General features: G+C 43.1%; 3 protein-coding genes. All 3 read left to right on the top strand.

Going from position 1 to position 17,018, the window contains the following annotated elements; all coding sequences use genetic code 11:
* Nucleotides 1-12: 12 nt before the first annotated feature.
* Genes NYE42_RS07395 through NYE42_RS07405 form a run of 3 tightly spaced genes read left to right on the top strand, consistent with a single transcriptional unit; the run spans nt 13 to nt 17,002 of the window.
* Nucleotides 13-5,724, top strand: a complete 5,712-nt coding sequence (locus NYE42_RS07395; RefSeq protein WP_352426866.1) for an SDR family NAD(P)-dependent oxidoreductase — start codon at nt 13-15, stop codon at nt 5,722-5,724.
* Nucleotides 5,724-13,100 carry a type I polyketide synthase gene (locus tag NYE42_RS07400; RefSeq protein WP_352426867.1) on the top strand — a complete coding sequence of 2,459 codons (7,377 nt, stop codon included), beginning with the start codon at nt 5,724-5,726 and terminating at the stop codon, nt 13,098-13,100. Before NYE42_RS07395 ends, NYE42_RS07400 begins: the two co-directional genes overlap by 1 nt.
* A 50-nt stretch (nt 13,101-13,150) precedes the next feature.
* The gene (locus NYE42_RS07405) at nt 13,151-17,002 is read left to right on the top strand and encodes an alpha/beta fold hydrolase (RefSeq protein ID WP_352426868.1); all 3,852 of its coding nucleotides are present in this window, start codon (nt 13,151-13,153) and stop codon (nt 17,000-17,002) included.
* Nucleotides 17,003-17,018 lie beyond the last annotated feature (16 nt).

The raw sequence follows: 17,018 nt of genomic DNA on the forward strand, positions 1-17,018 counted from the left end.
GGAATGAGACAGGTGGCCAGTAATCAAAACTATCAGTTCACATTAACAATTAAACATACGGACTATATTGTCAGGGATCACCGGGTGCATGGCACCCGGATTATACCCGGTGTCACATTTTTAGATATGATATACCGTATGGCGCTGAGCAAAGGTTTGCCTATTGAAGAACTCGAATGTCAGAATATTTTGTATTTGGAACCTGTAGCAACATCGGATACCTTTGACAGAGAAATCCGCATCCGTTTTCAGGGATTGGAACAGGGATGGGAAATTCAGGCGAAGAGCAGAAAGGTAAAAGATGACCGCATCCTGGATGAAAGCTGGGATGAGAATATGACCTGCAGGCTCATGCAGAAATTCCCGGAAAGCATGAGTTCAATTCATATCGATGAAATCAAACATGCCTCCGTCCGTGAAGCCGATATGGAGATATGTTATGACTATTTAAAAAAGGTTGATATAGAGCATTTTGAATTTATGAAGAGTCTGGGGAAGGTTTATGCGTCTGATCATTCTGTACTTGCAGAGTTGTCGCTCAGCCAAATTGCCAATCAATATACCGGCTATTTTCAATTGCATCCCACTTTTCTTGATGCGTCTACCATCATATCGATCCTTTATCAGGCATGTCCCGAATATTTTACACAAGGATCTCCGGCAAGCCGGATGAAAACGTATATTCCCATTCATATTGAATCTTTCCGTATGACGAAGCGCCTGGAAGACAGGTGTTATGTGTACATAGAGAAGCAAGACCAAAATCATGATTCAGGGGATGTCATCCAAGTAAGCTACGGTTTGTACGATGCATACGGGGAGATGATCGCTTATTTTACGCGGCTGTCTGTGAAACATATTCGCTCAAAAGATTTAATTGAAAACCTGAAGCAGACTCGTTTGGAAACTGAAGCGGCTTCTCAGCCAAAAGACAGCCTGATCAGAAAAGATTCAATCATAAATCGAAGCGAAAGCATCGAGACACACCTTAAAGAATTAATATCCGGGGTTTCAAATATAGATCTGCGTGACATAAGGACAGACATTGGTTTTTATGAACAGGGCCTGGATTCAGCTTCTTTGCTTGCCATTGTTAAAGAACTTGAAAACAAAACAGGGGAACAGCTGTATCCTACACTCCTGTTTGAGCAGAAAACGATCCGGGAACTCGCCGCGTATATTAAAGAAAATCAAAGAATGTCCAGTTATTTCTTAACGCGAAATCAACCGGCTGAAAAGCCTGACATGAAAGAAAGTATGAACGAAAATCTTTCCGCTCTTATAACAGAAGGAGACATTCAGCAGCTGATCGCAGATATCAAAGGGACTGCCCCTGAAACACTCTCTGTTGTAAAAGGTTTTTATGAACAAGGCCTCGATTCCGTAACACTTATGCAAGCCGTAAAGGCACTGGAAGAGAAAACAGGCAGGGAACTGTACCCTACTTTATTGTTTGAGTATCCGACGATTCAAAAACTTGCAAACTATTTTGCAGAGAGCGGCGAAAAAACTTCCGTTGAAAAAGACCTCCCTCTTCATCATGGAGAGAATCATACGGCTCTGACCTATTTAACGCCGCATTGGAGACAAAAGGCTGCCGCTTGGGACCCGAATTGCGGAAATAAAAAGAAAAGAACATGCCTGCTGTTTCAATATGACAGAGAGCTTTTTCATTTTATGCGGGAAAATGCTGAAAATGGATTCGAAAATACACAGATCATTCTCGTTTTATCAGGGAATCGTTTCTCCTATCACGGAGACGGTGTTTATGAGATAGATCACAGGGAGGAAGCTCACTTTGACAGGCTTGCAGCTGATCTGAAAAAAAGGGGGCAAATGCCCGACACCGTGGTTTACGGGTGGCCGGAAGGGTCATTTGCCGGCCCGGAAAAAATAAGTGAACAGCTTTCTAAGGGGGCTTACCCGCTATTCTTTTTCAGCCGGGCATTGATGCGCAGCAAGACGGAAAAAAAGGTTGTATCGCTTTTCCTTTATCCGGCGGATCATAAAAATGATCAGCCGCTTTACGCTTCAGTCCATGGCGCAGGGCAGTCTATTGTGCTTGAGAACCCGAAACTGGCCCTTAAGACAATCGGGATATCAGTTTCAGACAAGTCATCGTTGCCGGAACTTACAGCTGAAATCATCAGAGTCGAATCTACGGAAGCGCATCCGGGAGAAACCGATCTTTATTATGAAGGAAATGTGCGCTGGGTCCGTGCCTTACGGGAAGCAGAACCGGCTCCAAACTCAGATTTCTCCTTTAAAGAAAACGGAGTATACATGATTACAGGAGGGGCCGGCGGCTTAGGCCTTATATTTGCAGAACATATCGCAGCCCAAACGAAAGCCAATATTATTTTAGCGGGCCGTTCTGAACTTACGGAAGACAAAAAGAACAAAATCAGCCGAATGAAAGCAGGCGGTTCTTCGGTTCAATATATAAGAGGTGATTTTTCAGATAGCCGTGATGCAGAGCGAATCATAAAAACCATTAAAAGGCAATTCGGAGAAATCAACGGTGTGATACACAGTGCCGGTGTGACGCACGACGCTTTATTGATTCAAAAATCAAAAGATGAAATTCAGGAAGTGATCGCTCCGAAAATAAATGGGACGGTCTTATTGGACAGCTTGCTGCAAACCGAACCTTTGGACTTCTTTGTGATGTTTTCATCAAGCACCTCGATGTACGGGAATATCGGACAGACGGATTACGCATTGGCCAACCGCTTCATCGATCTTTTCGCTGAGTGGCGTGAAGGAATGAGGCGGAAAAAAGAACGCTCCGGCGTCTCAGTAGCCATCGGCTGGCCGCTATGGGAAGACGGCGGCATGAAAGTGGATAAACAAACTGAAAAATGGATGAAACAAAAAATCGGTATGGTTCCTCTTAGTAAAACCAATGGGATCAAAGCTTTTCAAGATTCACTCTCTCTGAACGCACCACAGCTGATCGTGTTTGAAGGTGACAAAGAAAAATTGGAATCTGCACTTCAAGATACCTTCATAGAGGATGAAAGCCGTGAGATCCAAATAAATGAAACAGCTGATACAAGGCATGAGGACATTGCCATTATCGGATTAAGCGGAAAGTATCCGATGGCTGAAGACTTACCTGAATTTTGGGAGAATTTAAAGAGCGGAAAAGATTGTATTACAGAAATCCCGCCTGACCGCTGGAATATGGATGATTTCTTCAGCGAAGACAGAGATATGAAAGGGAAGTCTTACAGCAAGTGGGGAGGTTTTATCAGCGGAGCCGATCAATTTGATCCGCTTTACTTTCATATTTCCCCAAGGGAAGCAGAACTTATGGATCCCCAGGAAAGGCTCTTTTTAGAAACGGCCAAACATTGTTTTGAAGACTCAGGGTACCCGAGAAACATGCTGGAAAAGATGAAAGTCGGTGTATTTGTCGGTGCAATGTGGGGCCAATATCAACTATTTGAAGGAGAAGAAAATGGAGTGGCTTTCTCGCCGGCGTCCGTCTATTCTTCAATTGCCAATCGGGTGTCTTATTATTTTCATTTAAAAGGTCCGAGTTTGGCTCTGGATACAATGTGCTCTTCATCACTGACCTCTATTCATTACGCATGCCAAAGCATACATTGCGGAGAGAGCGATATGGCATTAGCCGGCGGAGTGAATTTGTCAATACATCCGAATAAATATAAGTTCCTCAGCATGGGACAGTTTCTATCAAGTGACGGCAGATGCCGGAGTTTTGGAAAAGATGGAAGCGGTTATGTTCCCGGAGAGGGAGTCGGGGCCGTATTGTTAAAACCATTAAAAAAAGCAATAGAAGATCAAGATCAAATATACGGTGTGATTAAGGGAAGCGCCGTTAACCATGGAGGAAAGACGAGCGGGTATTCCATACCGAATCCGGATGCGCAGGCGGAGGTCATTTCAGAAGCGCTTCGTAAAGCTGACATTGATCCGAATACCGTCAATTATATTGAAGCGCATGGAACGGGTACGTCATTAGGCGATCCGATTGAAATTCAAGGACTGAAAGATTCCTATCAATTGAACCATCCTTGCGCCATCGGTTCGGTTAAATCAAATATCGGACATTTAGAATCTGCGGCAGGAATCGCTGCGGTAACGAAAGTGCTTCTCCAAATGAAGAATAAGCAGCTTGTTCCTTCTCTGCATTCCGATATTGTTAATCCGTTTATAGATTTTGATCAGGTTCCTTTTCAAGTGCAGCGGAAAGCGGCTGAATGGAATATTCCGCAAAACAGCAATACTGTTCATCCTTTGAGAGCCGGGGTAAGCGCTTTTGGGGCAGGAGGGACAAACGCGCATCTTATATTGGAAGCGTATGAGCCGCCAAAAGCTTTTAATCATCAAAGCGGCCGAGTGATCTTTGTTTTATCGGCTCAAGACAAGCAACGGCTGATAAAATATGCGAAGGTTATGGCTGATTTTCTATCAGAAAATGAATCGAAGGATAACAATCATAAACTGCGTCTTCAGGATATTGCCTATACACTTCAGACGGGACGCGATCATATGGAAGAACGGCTGGCGATAGTGGCAGATTCCGGGCGGGTCATTGCTGAAGAGCTTTCAGCTTATACCAGGGGTGAAAAAAGCAGCTTAAGCTATACCGGTAATACATTCGAATCAGAAGTTCACAATGAAATGTCTCACGTTTGTTCAGATTACGCCGAAGCAGCATCCAAATGGGTAAATGGAAGAAAGATAGATTGGGAGACTTTTGAGGTGAATCGGAATGCTCGCAGGATTTCTATTCCGGGACAACCGCTGATCAAACAGCGGTATTGGATAGCGGAAAAAGGGGAAGCACTTGTTTCAGCGGATATGAGTAAGCCGGGTCACCCTTTCTTGGGGAGTAACACGTCCGATTTTAATCAGTTCAGTTTCACGAAAAAAATCACCCGTAATCATCCGTTCGTACTAAGTCTGTCTGAAGGAAACGTGTCCTTTTTCCCTTATGCATCTTTGGCTGAAATGGCTATCGTCAATGCAGCGGCGGCATTTGGACAACCAGTTCAAACATTGACTGATTTATTGTGGACCGAAAGCATGAACGGAATAACTGATATACGGGAACTGATGATTACGCTGACGCCTGAGCGCGACTTTGCGCGGTTTGACATATATGCAAACACAAAAAATGAGAATAAAGTACGTCTTGCCAGGGGAAATGCGCATATTGTTAAGCCTGAAAGCGGTATGCTTCCTGAAGCGCTTGATATTGCTGAAGTCAAATCAGAAATGACTGAACATCCTGCTGAAGCGCCTTTTGTCATTGAATCAGCGAAAAACAGTGACGGAATGCTGTCGCTTCATTCATTGCCGGATGAGTTTTATGCAAAAAGAGAGAATTTTACGATCTCTCCTGAAGCGCTTGAGTCCGCGATTCAAGCCAGTGCGTTTTTTGTCAGCGGAGAAACCTTCCCGGAATTGATCGGAATGGGAGCGGCGGATGTCTATCAGCCTCTCGCTCAAAGTTTTTATGTCTATACTCAAAAAGAGAACCGGCAGAACAGCCGTGATGTAACGTGTCATATGACATTTACAGATGGAAACGGAAGCATTCTGGCGGAGTGCAGAGATGTGAGATTCAGATATGGTCATGAAAAAGACACTGTTCAGACGGACGATGAACTCATTCGTCTCCTGCGTCAATTGGAAACCAATGATATTGATCAGAAGGCTGTATTGAAACAATTAATGGGGGAAGAATGATGAACGGAAAACGTGAACAAATCAGCGATATTCTTGATCTGATTCAAACAGGACAAATGTCGGCTGACGAAGGTTATGCCCGTGTGACATCCATTCAGAATCAAAAATCACGGGCATCGAACCATCCGCTTTTTTATTACAAGCCGGAATGGACAGAATCGTTCATTCCGAATAAGAAGAGCGTACCCTTGACGGGATTGCTCCTGATTTTTGCAGAAAATGAACGGCAAATACAAGAATTGAGCGGTTTGTTTAAGGGCTGTACTCTCTTGTTTGTCATCCGCGGAAAAGAATTTGCTGTTTTACATGATGATACGATTTGTATGAACCACGTGAAAAAACACGATTATCTAAAGCTGTTCCGATACATTCATGATCATTATCAGCTGCCCGAAAAGATTCTTCACTTGTGGTCTGATTCTCAGGCTGACATGAGTAAGGGAGGTATACAGAAACAATTGGAAAACGGATTGTTTTCTCTTCTGTATATTACACAGGCGCTGATTGAACTAAAATGGAAAAAGATAATAAAGCTGACGCATATTTTTCAAACAGAGAATAAAGAACAACTGCCGCTGCATCATGCTCTCGGCGGATTGGTGAAAACCGTTCACCAGGAACACCCCAATTTTCACTATCAGATTATCAATATTACGCAATCAGAGGGTGCGGGAGCCGCTCTTCCAGCAATAGCGGATATATATCAGAGAGAGTGTGACGAAAAACGGGATATCCATTTTGAAGTGCGCTATGAAAACGGCAGACGTTTTACGAAAAGCTATAATAAAGCCGGCTCATTCGATTTAACCCAGCCGCTGAAACATCATGGGAATTATCTGATTACAGGAGGCCTGGGCGGTCTCGGTTATATTCTGGCAAAACATCTGTCGGAAAAATGGAAAGCGAATCTCATATTGACGGGGCGCTCTGATTTAACTGAAGAGCAGGAGAAAAAGATCGAATATTTAAGAAGTTCAGGTTCAACAGTTGAATATATCCGATCTGATGTTTCAAAACAAAGTGATGCTGAACGGATGTTTGCTTTTGCAAAAGAGCAGTTCGGCACCTTACATGGAGTATTTCACAGTGCCGGCGTACTCCGTGACTCTTTTATCTTAAGAAAGACAAAAGAAGAAATTGATCAAGTCACAGGTTCGAAAGTTTATGGCACGCTGTGGCTGGCGGAAGAAATCAAAAAAATGAAAGTTGAATTACTTGTCTTGTTTTCATCCACATCGGCAGTCTTCGGCTCAGCCGGCCAATGTGACTATGCTTTCGCCAATGCCTGTTTGGATCAGTATGCAGCAGTTATGACCGCAAAAGAGTCTGCCGAAAGGATAGTGTCAGTCAATTGGCCGCTATGGACTTCCGGCGGGATGAATATTGACGATGAAGGAATATCCTATATGAAACAGGAACTCGGTCTTGACCCGTTAGATGACGGTGACGGAATACAGGCTCTGGAGAACAGCTTGTGTCAATCATCTGAACAGCTGATTGCCCTGAAAGGCCGAAAAGAAAAGATTGAGGATGTGCTGAAGCGTGCCGGCACAATCAGCTTACATTCAGACCAGCAGGAAGATGCCGATTTGCAAAACGATGAATTAAGACAAAATATCATCAGTTATCTGAAAAATATAATGTCAGAGGAATTGAAATTACCGGTCTCACTCATAGATGAAAAACAATACCTGGAGAAATACGGCATTGATTCAGTAATGATCATGCGTCTGACCAAAAAGCTGGAGCAAAGTATCGGCAGATTGTCGAAAACATTATTTTTTGAATATCATTCAATATCTCAGTTAGCTGAATATTTCCTGAGTCATCACAGCGAACGAATGATGAAACTGCTGAAACCGGCCGGCACATCTGAACTTGTCTCATATCAAAAAAAGCCAAAAAGAAAACCAGTGGAAACAAAAGCGCTGGTACGCTCTGAAGGAGAAGGTTCAAAAGAGCACATTGCGGCCGATCCCCTTTCTGCTGATATAGCCATTATCGGTGTCAGCGGCAGATACCCGGGTGCGGAAAACATCAGGGAGTTCCAGAATGTGCTGATGAATGGACGGGATTGCGTAAGCGAAATTCCTGATGATCGGAAAGAAATGCTGGAGGGAAGCTGCTATAAGTGGGGAGGTTTTCTGAAAAATCCAGACCGGTTTGATCCTTTATTTTTCCGGATATCACCGAAAGAAGCGGCTTTTCTTGATCCTCAGGAACGTCTCTTTTTAGAGACAGTGTACAATACCATAGAGGATGCGGGTTATAAACCTTCAGATCTGACCCGCAAAAAGGTCGGAGTATTTGCAGGCGTCACATATGGAAGCTATCAATTTTTCGGCGTTGAAGAATCACTTAAAGGAAATGAACTGGCCGTCGGGTCTCCATTTTCTGCAATAGCAAACAGAATATCATATTTCTTTAACTTTAAGGGGCCGAGTATGGCGGTTGATACAATGTGTTCATCCTCTCTTAACGCCATTCACTTAGCCTGTGAAAGTATACGAAGAGGAGAAAGCACACTTGCTGTTGCGGGCGGGGTCAATCTTACGCTTCATCCCAATAAATATACATTATTAAATCAAAGCCGCTTCTTTGCAAGTGATGGCCGATGCCGGACATTCGGCGAGGGCGGTGACGGTTATGTACCGGGAGAAGGAGTGGGATCCGTACTTTTAAAGCCGGCGGCGGAAGCGGTAAGGGACGGAGATCATATTTATGCGCTGATTAAAGCGACAGCGGTCAATCACGGAGGGAGAACAAACGGTTTTACGGTTCCTAATCCAAATGGTCAGTCTGAACTGATACAGGAAGCGCTTCAGAAAGCTTGTATTGACCCTCGTACAATTAGTTATATTGAAGCTCACGGAACGGGAACTTCTCTTGGAGACCCGATTGAGATCACCGGGTTAACAAAAGCGTTTCGGGAATTTACGGAGCACACTCAATATTGTTCCATCGGTTCTGTCAAATCAAATATCGGCCATCTTGAGGCCGCAGCGGGAATTGCCGGTTTGACAAAGGTTCTTTTGCAAATGAAACTGAAAAAACTGTTTCCTTCCATACATGCGGAGACGTTGAATCCAAATATCGATTTTAAAGCATCTCCCTTTTATGTACAGCGGTCATTGCAAGATTGGAAGAAACCGAAACTGCAGGAAAACGGACAAACAGTAACTGTTCCGAGAAGAGCGGGGATCAGCTCATTCGGAGCGGGAGGAACGAACGTTCATATCATTATAGAAGAATATGAAGAAACAAACGTCTCAACAGAACATGTTGAGAACGAACCGCATATTGTCCTGTTATCTGCCAAAGACAATGAACGTCTTCTTGAGTATGCCGAAAACATGAGAGATTTTATCCAACGTTCACTAAGTCCTGAAGTAAAGGATAAGCAGCCTGATATGAGAGAAAAGGTGTATGAAGTACTCAAACCGTTTGTTTCGGAATTGCTTCATATCCATCCGGAAGAAATTAATATTGCTGATCACCTGAGTGAATTTGGCGTAGGGCCTTTGGAATTAAGTCGGATGGCGGATTTTATTAACGAAATGTTTCATATTGAACTCACGATGTATGAATTAACTGATTGCCCCTCCATTCAAGCGGTTACTGAATACTTATTGAAGGAATATGCCGGAGCGATAAGAAACCTGTTCCCGAATGAAGTGATGGAAGGCAGCCAATCGGAAAGCGTCGTTTTACGGGATCTGGCATACACTACACAATCGGGCAGAGAAGCGATGGAGGCCAGAGCGGCGATTACCGGTACGTCTCTTAAAGAAATGAAAGATAAATTATTTGAGTTTTGCCGCGGTGACAAGCAAGTTCCAGGCGTATATGTTCATCAGCAATCAGATGCATACGCTGAAAAAATGAAGGCGTTAACGGAAGGCACAGCAGGTGAATTGTTTGTAAAGACCATTATTGAGAACGGTGAAGCGGAAAAGCTGGCTCAATTATGGGTTTGGGGGGCGGATATCGACTGGAAATCCGTTCATCAACATTTACAGCAGCCGGGTAAACGGATCTCAATTCCGACTTATCCGTTTGCAAAAGAACGTTATTGGGTTCCGTCCAGGACTGAGAAGACAGAGATCCCTCAGCATTCTTTTCAACATCATTTGCAAAAAAAATGGAGGGAGAATCCGTTTGTAAATCCATCCGAAACAAAAGAGTACGGACTGACAGTAGCATTTGTAAATCAAGACACAGAATCAATTGCCCGCACCATTTGTTCGGATATAGATCAGGAGAATCTGATTGTCATCAAACATCACTCTTCATTTATAAAACACTCTGATCAAATGTTTGAGTGTTCTTTATTAGATGAAAACCACGCATACGCCGTTATCCGTGAGATCTTCTCGGGCGGTGAGCGGCAGGTCGAAAATATATTTGATTTCTCAGATATCGGAAACCAGAGTGAAAATCAGAACGGCATCCCATATGGTAAATTCTTATTTATACAAGAAATAATTAAGCGGAGTAAAAAGGAAACACCATTATCCATTTTACAAATCACCAATGGCTTGCAGGTATTTAAAGCGGAAAAACCAAAGCTGACGGGGGCAGAATCAGCGGCTTTTCTGAAAGCCCTTTCTGCGGAATACGGCTTTGTTCATGTGAAAACAATAGATATAGACAGCATGAAAGAAACGCATGAGCTGAAACAAATCTTTAAGAATGAAAGGCAATGTACCGGAGAGAATGAAGTATGCTACCGCAGCGGCGTCAGATATGTTCCGTATTTTGAAGAAGAAAGAATCCATACCGGCGAGCCTGTTTCATTTCCTGCGGATAAAGCCATCGTGATTACCGGCGGGACAGGGGGCATTGGCAGAGCAATAGCTGAAGATTTGGTGAAACGGGGAGTGAAAAAACTCGTGCTGACGGGTACGCGTCCATTACCTTTGCGAAGTGAATGGGATCATTTGCTGAAAGAGGGCAGACAGGACGAAAAGACAGTCAGCAATATAAAACTGTTTCAAAGTTTTGAAGAGAAAGGTGTCAACTATATGTATTACAGCGGTTCTCTCACAAATGAAGAGAAGCTGCGTTCATTCTTTCACCAAGTAAGCCTTGAATTTAAAGATATAAGCGGTGTCATACACTGTGCCGGACTGCACAGCGGCGGAAATCCGGCATTTATTCATAAAAGAATGAGTGAATTTAAGACGGTGTACGGGCCGAAAGTCACTGGACTTCAGAATTTGGAGCGGATTTTTAATAATAGGCCGCTGGATTTCTTTATTCTATTTTCATCAATTGCAGCACAGTCACCCAAACTGTCGAAAGGAATGACTGATTACGCGTCTGCAAACGCATATATGGACTATTTCGCGGCTTATCATTTTCAAAAGGGGAGAACGTATTTCACGTCCATCAATTGGCCGAGCTGGAAAGAAGTCGGAATGGGTACTGTGACGAGTCCTTTATATGATGAATTGGGACTGGACTCTCTATCCACACGGGAAGGACTGGCGATTTTGTATCATGCACTGGAGAGAAAATCGGCCAATATCATTCCTATCGTGAAAAAAGGAACAGTGTTTCATGCAGACAGTCTCCTGAACATCAATAAAACCGGCGGAGTTTCGGTTCCAGTCCGAAGACAGGAGACTCCCGTCACTTTTGATCATTCAGAAGGGCTTGTCAGTGAACTTTCTGCCGTATTTGCCGAGGAATTGAGCATTCCCCTTGAAAAGCTTAACCCAAATACGGATTTTCAGGAATACGGTGTGGATTCTATACTTCTTGTCAGCATTATACATCGAATAGAAGCAATGATTCAGAAAAAAATTGACCCTACTGTGCTTCTTGAACACAACACGATTCATGGTCTTGCGGAATATATAGGTAAGACGGCGCCGCCGTTGAAGAAACAAATCGAACAGACTGATTCTCAAAGCAGCAATCAGCAAGATATGCAGTCTGTGACGAGCCGAAATACAGAACCGCAGACGGCTTCCTCTGCAAAGATAGCTGTTATCGGAATCGGATGTAAGTTCCCGGGAGCGGCTGATAAAGAGGAATTTTGGGACAATCTGAGAAAAGGGAAGAATCATATTAAAGAAGTACCTGATTCCCGGTGGAATATAGAAGAAAATTACTCTCCGGTCAAACAAAAGGGAAAAAGCATCAGCAAATGGGGAGGATTTATCAATGGAATCGGCAGCTTCGATCCGGAGTATTTCCGCATGGAAGAGGAGAAAGCCATCCAAACGGACCCGCTGATAAGGCATTTCTTAGAAACGAGTGTACAGACTGTACGGGATGCCGGTTATGAAGAAACGGAATTATCGGGAAAAAAAGTCGGCGTATTTGTCGGTTCCAGAATGGGCGGTTACGGTCACAAACTGCCGAAAGAAAGCAGCAGCCACATCGTCGGGCTTAGTCAAAACTTTATTGCTTCACATGTGTCGCATTTCTTTAATTTTCACGGTCCAAGTATGGTTTCTGATACCGCTTGTTCTTCTTCATTAGTCAGCATTCATTTAGCCTGCCAAAGCATAAAAAACGGTGATTCAGAGATGGCGCTGGCAGGAGGGGCGGATCTGCTTTTGGATGAAATTCCTTACCTGATGTTAACAGAAGGAGGAGCTCTTTCGCCGGACGGTCAGTGTTTTACTTTTGATGAAAGGGCAAACGGTTTTGTACCCGGAGAGGGTTTTGGCGCTGTTCTGTTAAAACCGCTGGAGAAAGCGAAAGCTGACGGAGATCGGATATACGGTATCATTGAAGCATCAGCTATTAATAACGACGGTGCGACAATGGGAATTACGACCCCGAATCCTAAGCTTCAAGAGCAGGTTATTCAAGATGCATTTGAAAAAGCCGATATCACTCCCGGATCAGTCAGCTACGTCGAAACTCACGGCACAGGCACGATGATTGGAGATCCGATTGAGCTTCAGGCTCTGACAAAAGTATTCCGAAGAGACACAAACAAAACGCAATTTTGCGGAGTAGGAAGTGTAAAAACCAATATCGGACACTTATTAAGCGCTGCCGGAGCGGCAAGTTTCATTAAAGTGATTTTATCAATATGGCATAAGGAAATTCCGCCTACATTGAATTGTGAAACGCCAAATCCCCGCTTTGAATTTGAAAAGTCGCCTTTTTATCCGAATACAGAGCTGAGAAGCTGGAAGGATGGAAAACGGAGGGCGGGCATCAGCGCTTTCGGTTTTGGCGGAACAAACGCCCACCTTTTGGTAAGCGGCCTGGATGATTCATATCATTCCGTCAGAACTCCGCTGCCGCCTGCTGAGTTTGTCAGAAAAGAGTACTGGCCGGATTCAATTCGGAAAAAACAAATCAAACAGAATAAAAAACGGCTTCTTGAAATTATTGATGAAACAGAGTAGCACCTGCTCTGTTTCTTTACTTTGTAAAAGAAGAAAGGTTGTCGAGTTGCATGAGGTTCAGCGTATTAGTCAAACATGACGATTATATTGTTTCAGACCATGTCCTTCATCAAGTGCGTACGATACCCGGCGTAACGTATCTGGATTTAATAACACGATTTTTAGCTGAGAAAGGGATATCCCCCCGAAGTTTTGAAATCAAACATGTTTTATTCCGTGAACCTGTTGCGACGTCAGTCCATTTTGATAAAAAAGTCACCTTCCAGTTTACGGAACAAGAAAACGGCTGGCTTGTTGAAACAACAAGCAGGAAATGGGTCGCTGAAAAGGCGGAAGGTGAAGCGTCAGTCAACTTGCAGGCGGAAATCATAAGAAAAAATGCGATAAACGAAAAGACAATTTCAATCGAAGAATTAAAGAAAGGGGCCGTCCGGATTTCGGATGCTGAAGCCGCCTATCGTAATTTGCGCAGGGGCGGCCTGATTCATAAAGATTTTATGAAATTGGAAGGTACGGTATATGAAGGTGAAAATTATATTCTGGGAGAGGTCAGTTTAAGCGGACTTTCAAAAGAATATACAGATGACTTTTACATGCATCCTGCATTTTTGGATGGGTCTCTCAGCTTGTTGGGAATCCTTACATCAGACTTGCCGGATGAAGGAACAAATGCGTTTATCCCTATATATATTGAGACATTCCGGGCACTGCATAAAACAACTGGGTCTTGTTTTGTGTATATTAATAAAACCAGTATAACGCAGCCGCCTTCTAAAGACATTTTATATGCGGATATAGAAGTATACAGGCCTGATGGAGAGCTTGCTTTTTATTATGAGCGATTCGGTGTGAAAAGAGTCAGAAATGAAAAATCAATACAAAGGCTGGAGCATTCCCAAAAAGCTAAAGAGGTCGGCAGCGCAACGAAAAATAAAGAAATAATCAGAAATAATTTGATCCAAGAGATAGCCGGCATGATTGAAAAACCTGCTGAAACAGTGAAGAATGATATTTCCTTTTATGAGATGGGCTTGGATTCTAAACAATTATTAGACTTATCCAAAAAGTTAGAACTGATGTTAGGTTCAAAGCTGTACCCGACTTTATTATTTGATTACTCCACAATCGGTGAATTGACGGAATATCTGCAGGAGAAATACGGAGCCGACATGACAGACTCTATCTCTGATACAGTTCAGCACCAAGACAGTCATAAAACATTAACAGATGAGCTGTCATCCATTATTGGAGAGGTTACAAACACACCGCCAAATAATGCGGACAAACACCAATCTTTTTACGAACTGGGTCTTGACTCAAAACAGCTGCTGCATATATCGAAAATGCTCGAGGAAAGATTGGATACACAATTGTATCCGACATTGCTTTTTGATTATAACAATATTCATGATTTAGCGGCTTATTTAGAAGAAAAATATGCTGTGCGTAATACGCCGGCCGCAGCTTTTAAAGAAAAAACGCAAACGAAAGAGCCGTCTGAAAAGCCGATGCTTGAATCTTTATATTTACAAAAAGAATGGATAGAATCGCCATTAAAGTCCGGAGAAATACCTAAGGAAAATACATTGATTTTCGATTTCGACAGTTCAGTGAGTGATGAAATCCGAAAGTACATCGGCAGTGAAAATGTTATTTATGCGGAAGCCGCCGCTGAATATGAAATGGTAAATGAAAAGCATTATAAATTTAATCCGGAGCAGTCTGCTCATTACTCCAGACTGTTGGAAGATATGAAAAAGTCCGGAGCGTTTCCGGCGTCAATCATTCATTACTTGTCAAAAAAAGCTTATACTGAAGCAGCGTTAGATTTGACTCACGGCTTTTATTCAATTCTTTATTTGAGTAAAGCTTTGATCCGTCAAAAAGTAAAAGAAAACATCAACATTTTGTACGTACATGACAAGGGTCAATATACAAATCCGGTTTACGCCGCGATTGGAGGCTTTTTTAAAACGCTGAATGCGGAGCAGCCAAATATAAAGTGTAAAACGGTTGAGATTTCTTCAAGACAAACCATTGAAAAAGCACCTTTGCTTCTCAATGAATTAAGTGCCGGACATCATGAGACTGTGAAATATGACGGCGATCAAAAAAGGCGGGTGACAGCATACAAAGATGCTTCGCTGCAACCAGGGCAAAAGGCCGCAAAGTTTGTAAAAAACGGAGTGTATCTCATCATCGGAGGGTTAAGCGGCATCGGCTGGATTATTTCAGCGTTTCTTTATGCAAATCACGGTGCCAGCGTTATCATTGCCGGACGATCGAAAATGACAGCAGACATGGAAGAAAAATTAGACAGCATCCGATATGACGGGGCAAGCATTTCTTATATCCAGGCTGACATGTCAGATAAACAGCAGGTCATCAAGTTAGCGGAAAAAATTCATGCTGATTATACCGAAATCAATGGGGTCATTTACAGTGCAGGCGTGTTAAAAGACTCTCTCATTATGAATAAAACAGACGCGGAAGCTCAAGCGGTGCTGCAATCAAAGGTCAATGGTGTGATTCATTTGGATGAAGCGCTCAGAGATATGCCTTTAGATTTTTTTGTTTTGTTTTCTTCCATCTCCTCAGAAATCGGAAGTCTGGGTCAAGCCGATTACGCCTACGCCAATCGTTTTCTGGAGCATTTTGCCGAGTGGAGGGAATGTATGAGAAAGGCGGGGGGAAGATCAGGAAAAACCATCGCTGTAAATTGGCCTTTCTGGAAAGACGGAGGCATGTCAGTTGATCCCGGCATTCAAGATATTATGAAAATGGAGTACGGACTTCACCCATTAGAAAATACTGCCGGAATCAAAGCTTTTGAACACTCGCTTCTCGGCCAAGGCCACCAGCTGATCGTGTTATACGGAGAAAAAGAAAAAATACAAAACGATTTCAAGCCGTTATCCGCCCGTTCAGCACCGCCTCTGGTAAGAGATTCAGCGATTGCAGCCGATTTTGATGCTTCGTCAGTCGTTACGGGAGAAGCTGAAAGTCCTTTCCGGATACTCGGCACAGCTTCCAATCGTCATCTCGACGATTATTTGCATTATTGGAGCAGACTGAAGAAAGGAGCCCTTCAGCACGATCAAAGCGATGCCGCAAAAAAACTCATCGCTTTTTACCAGACAGAAGAAACGGAAACCGTTCATTTTCTGGCAAACACAGAAAATGCCCGGCATATGGAAATATTGATGAGCGGTAAGGGTGAAACAATTTTACTGATTTGCGGTTTTGCTACCACTGCTTACATGTGGAAAGAACAAATGAAGGAGTGGGCAGATCAATTTAATGTAATTGTCATACACACACCGGGTTACGGGCTGAGTGAGGGGAGCGCCGATTTTACACTGAGCGGGCTGGCTCAGACTTTTATCGAAGTGCTGAACGAGATAGGGGTTGCTTGGCCGATCCACATTGCGGCAGCTTCTTGGGGAGGCATGATAGGGCAGAGGATTGCCTATGAATACCCTGAAAAAGTAAAAACGCTCATTCTTTCCGGAAGTTACACCGAATACGAAGAAGACCCTGAAAGCAGTGTCGAGGAAAAACTGAAAAATGATTTTATAGCTATAGGAAAATCACATGAATATGAAAGTTTATACAGTAATCAATTCCTAAATGCTTCTATTGAACGTTTTATGAAGATACATCAACAAGAAGGCTATTCTACGATCGGCTTTTTAAAAGACATTCATACAAGAACGCTTATCCTTACGGGTGAGAAGGAAAGCGTAGTTGATCAGAAAGAAACAAAAAGGCTGCAGAAACTGCTGAGCAATGCAGAATTAAAGAAAATTAAGGGAGCGGGGCATCTTCCGAACATTACACATCCTGAAGAATTCAATAAAACGGTGTCAGAATTCATCAAGAAATCAGTAAGTAAGGGATGAAAAAGATACATACAGT

It is taken from the genome of Bacillus sp. FSL K6-2865 (assembly GCF_040311405.1).
Lineage (GTDB): Bacteria > Bacillota > Bacilli > Bacillales > Bacillaceae > Bacillus > Bacillus velezensis.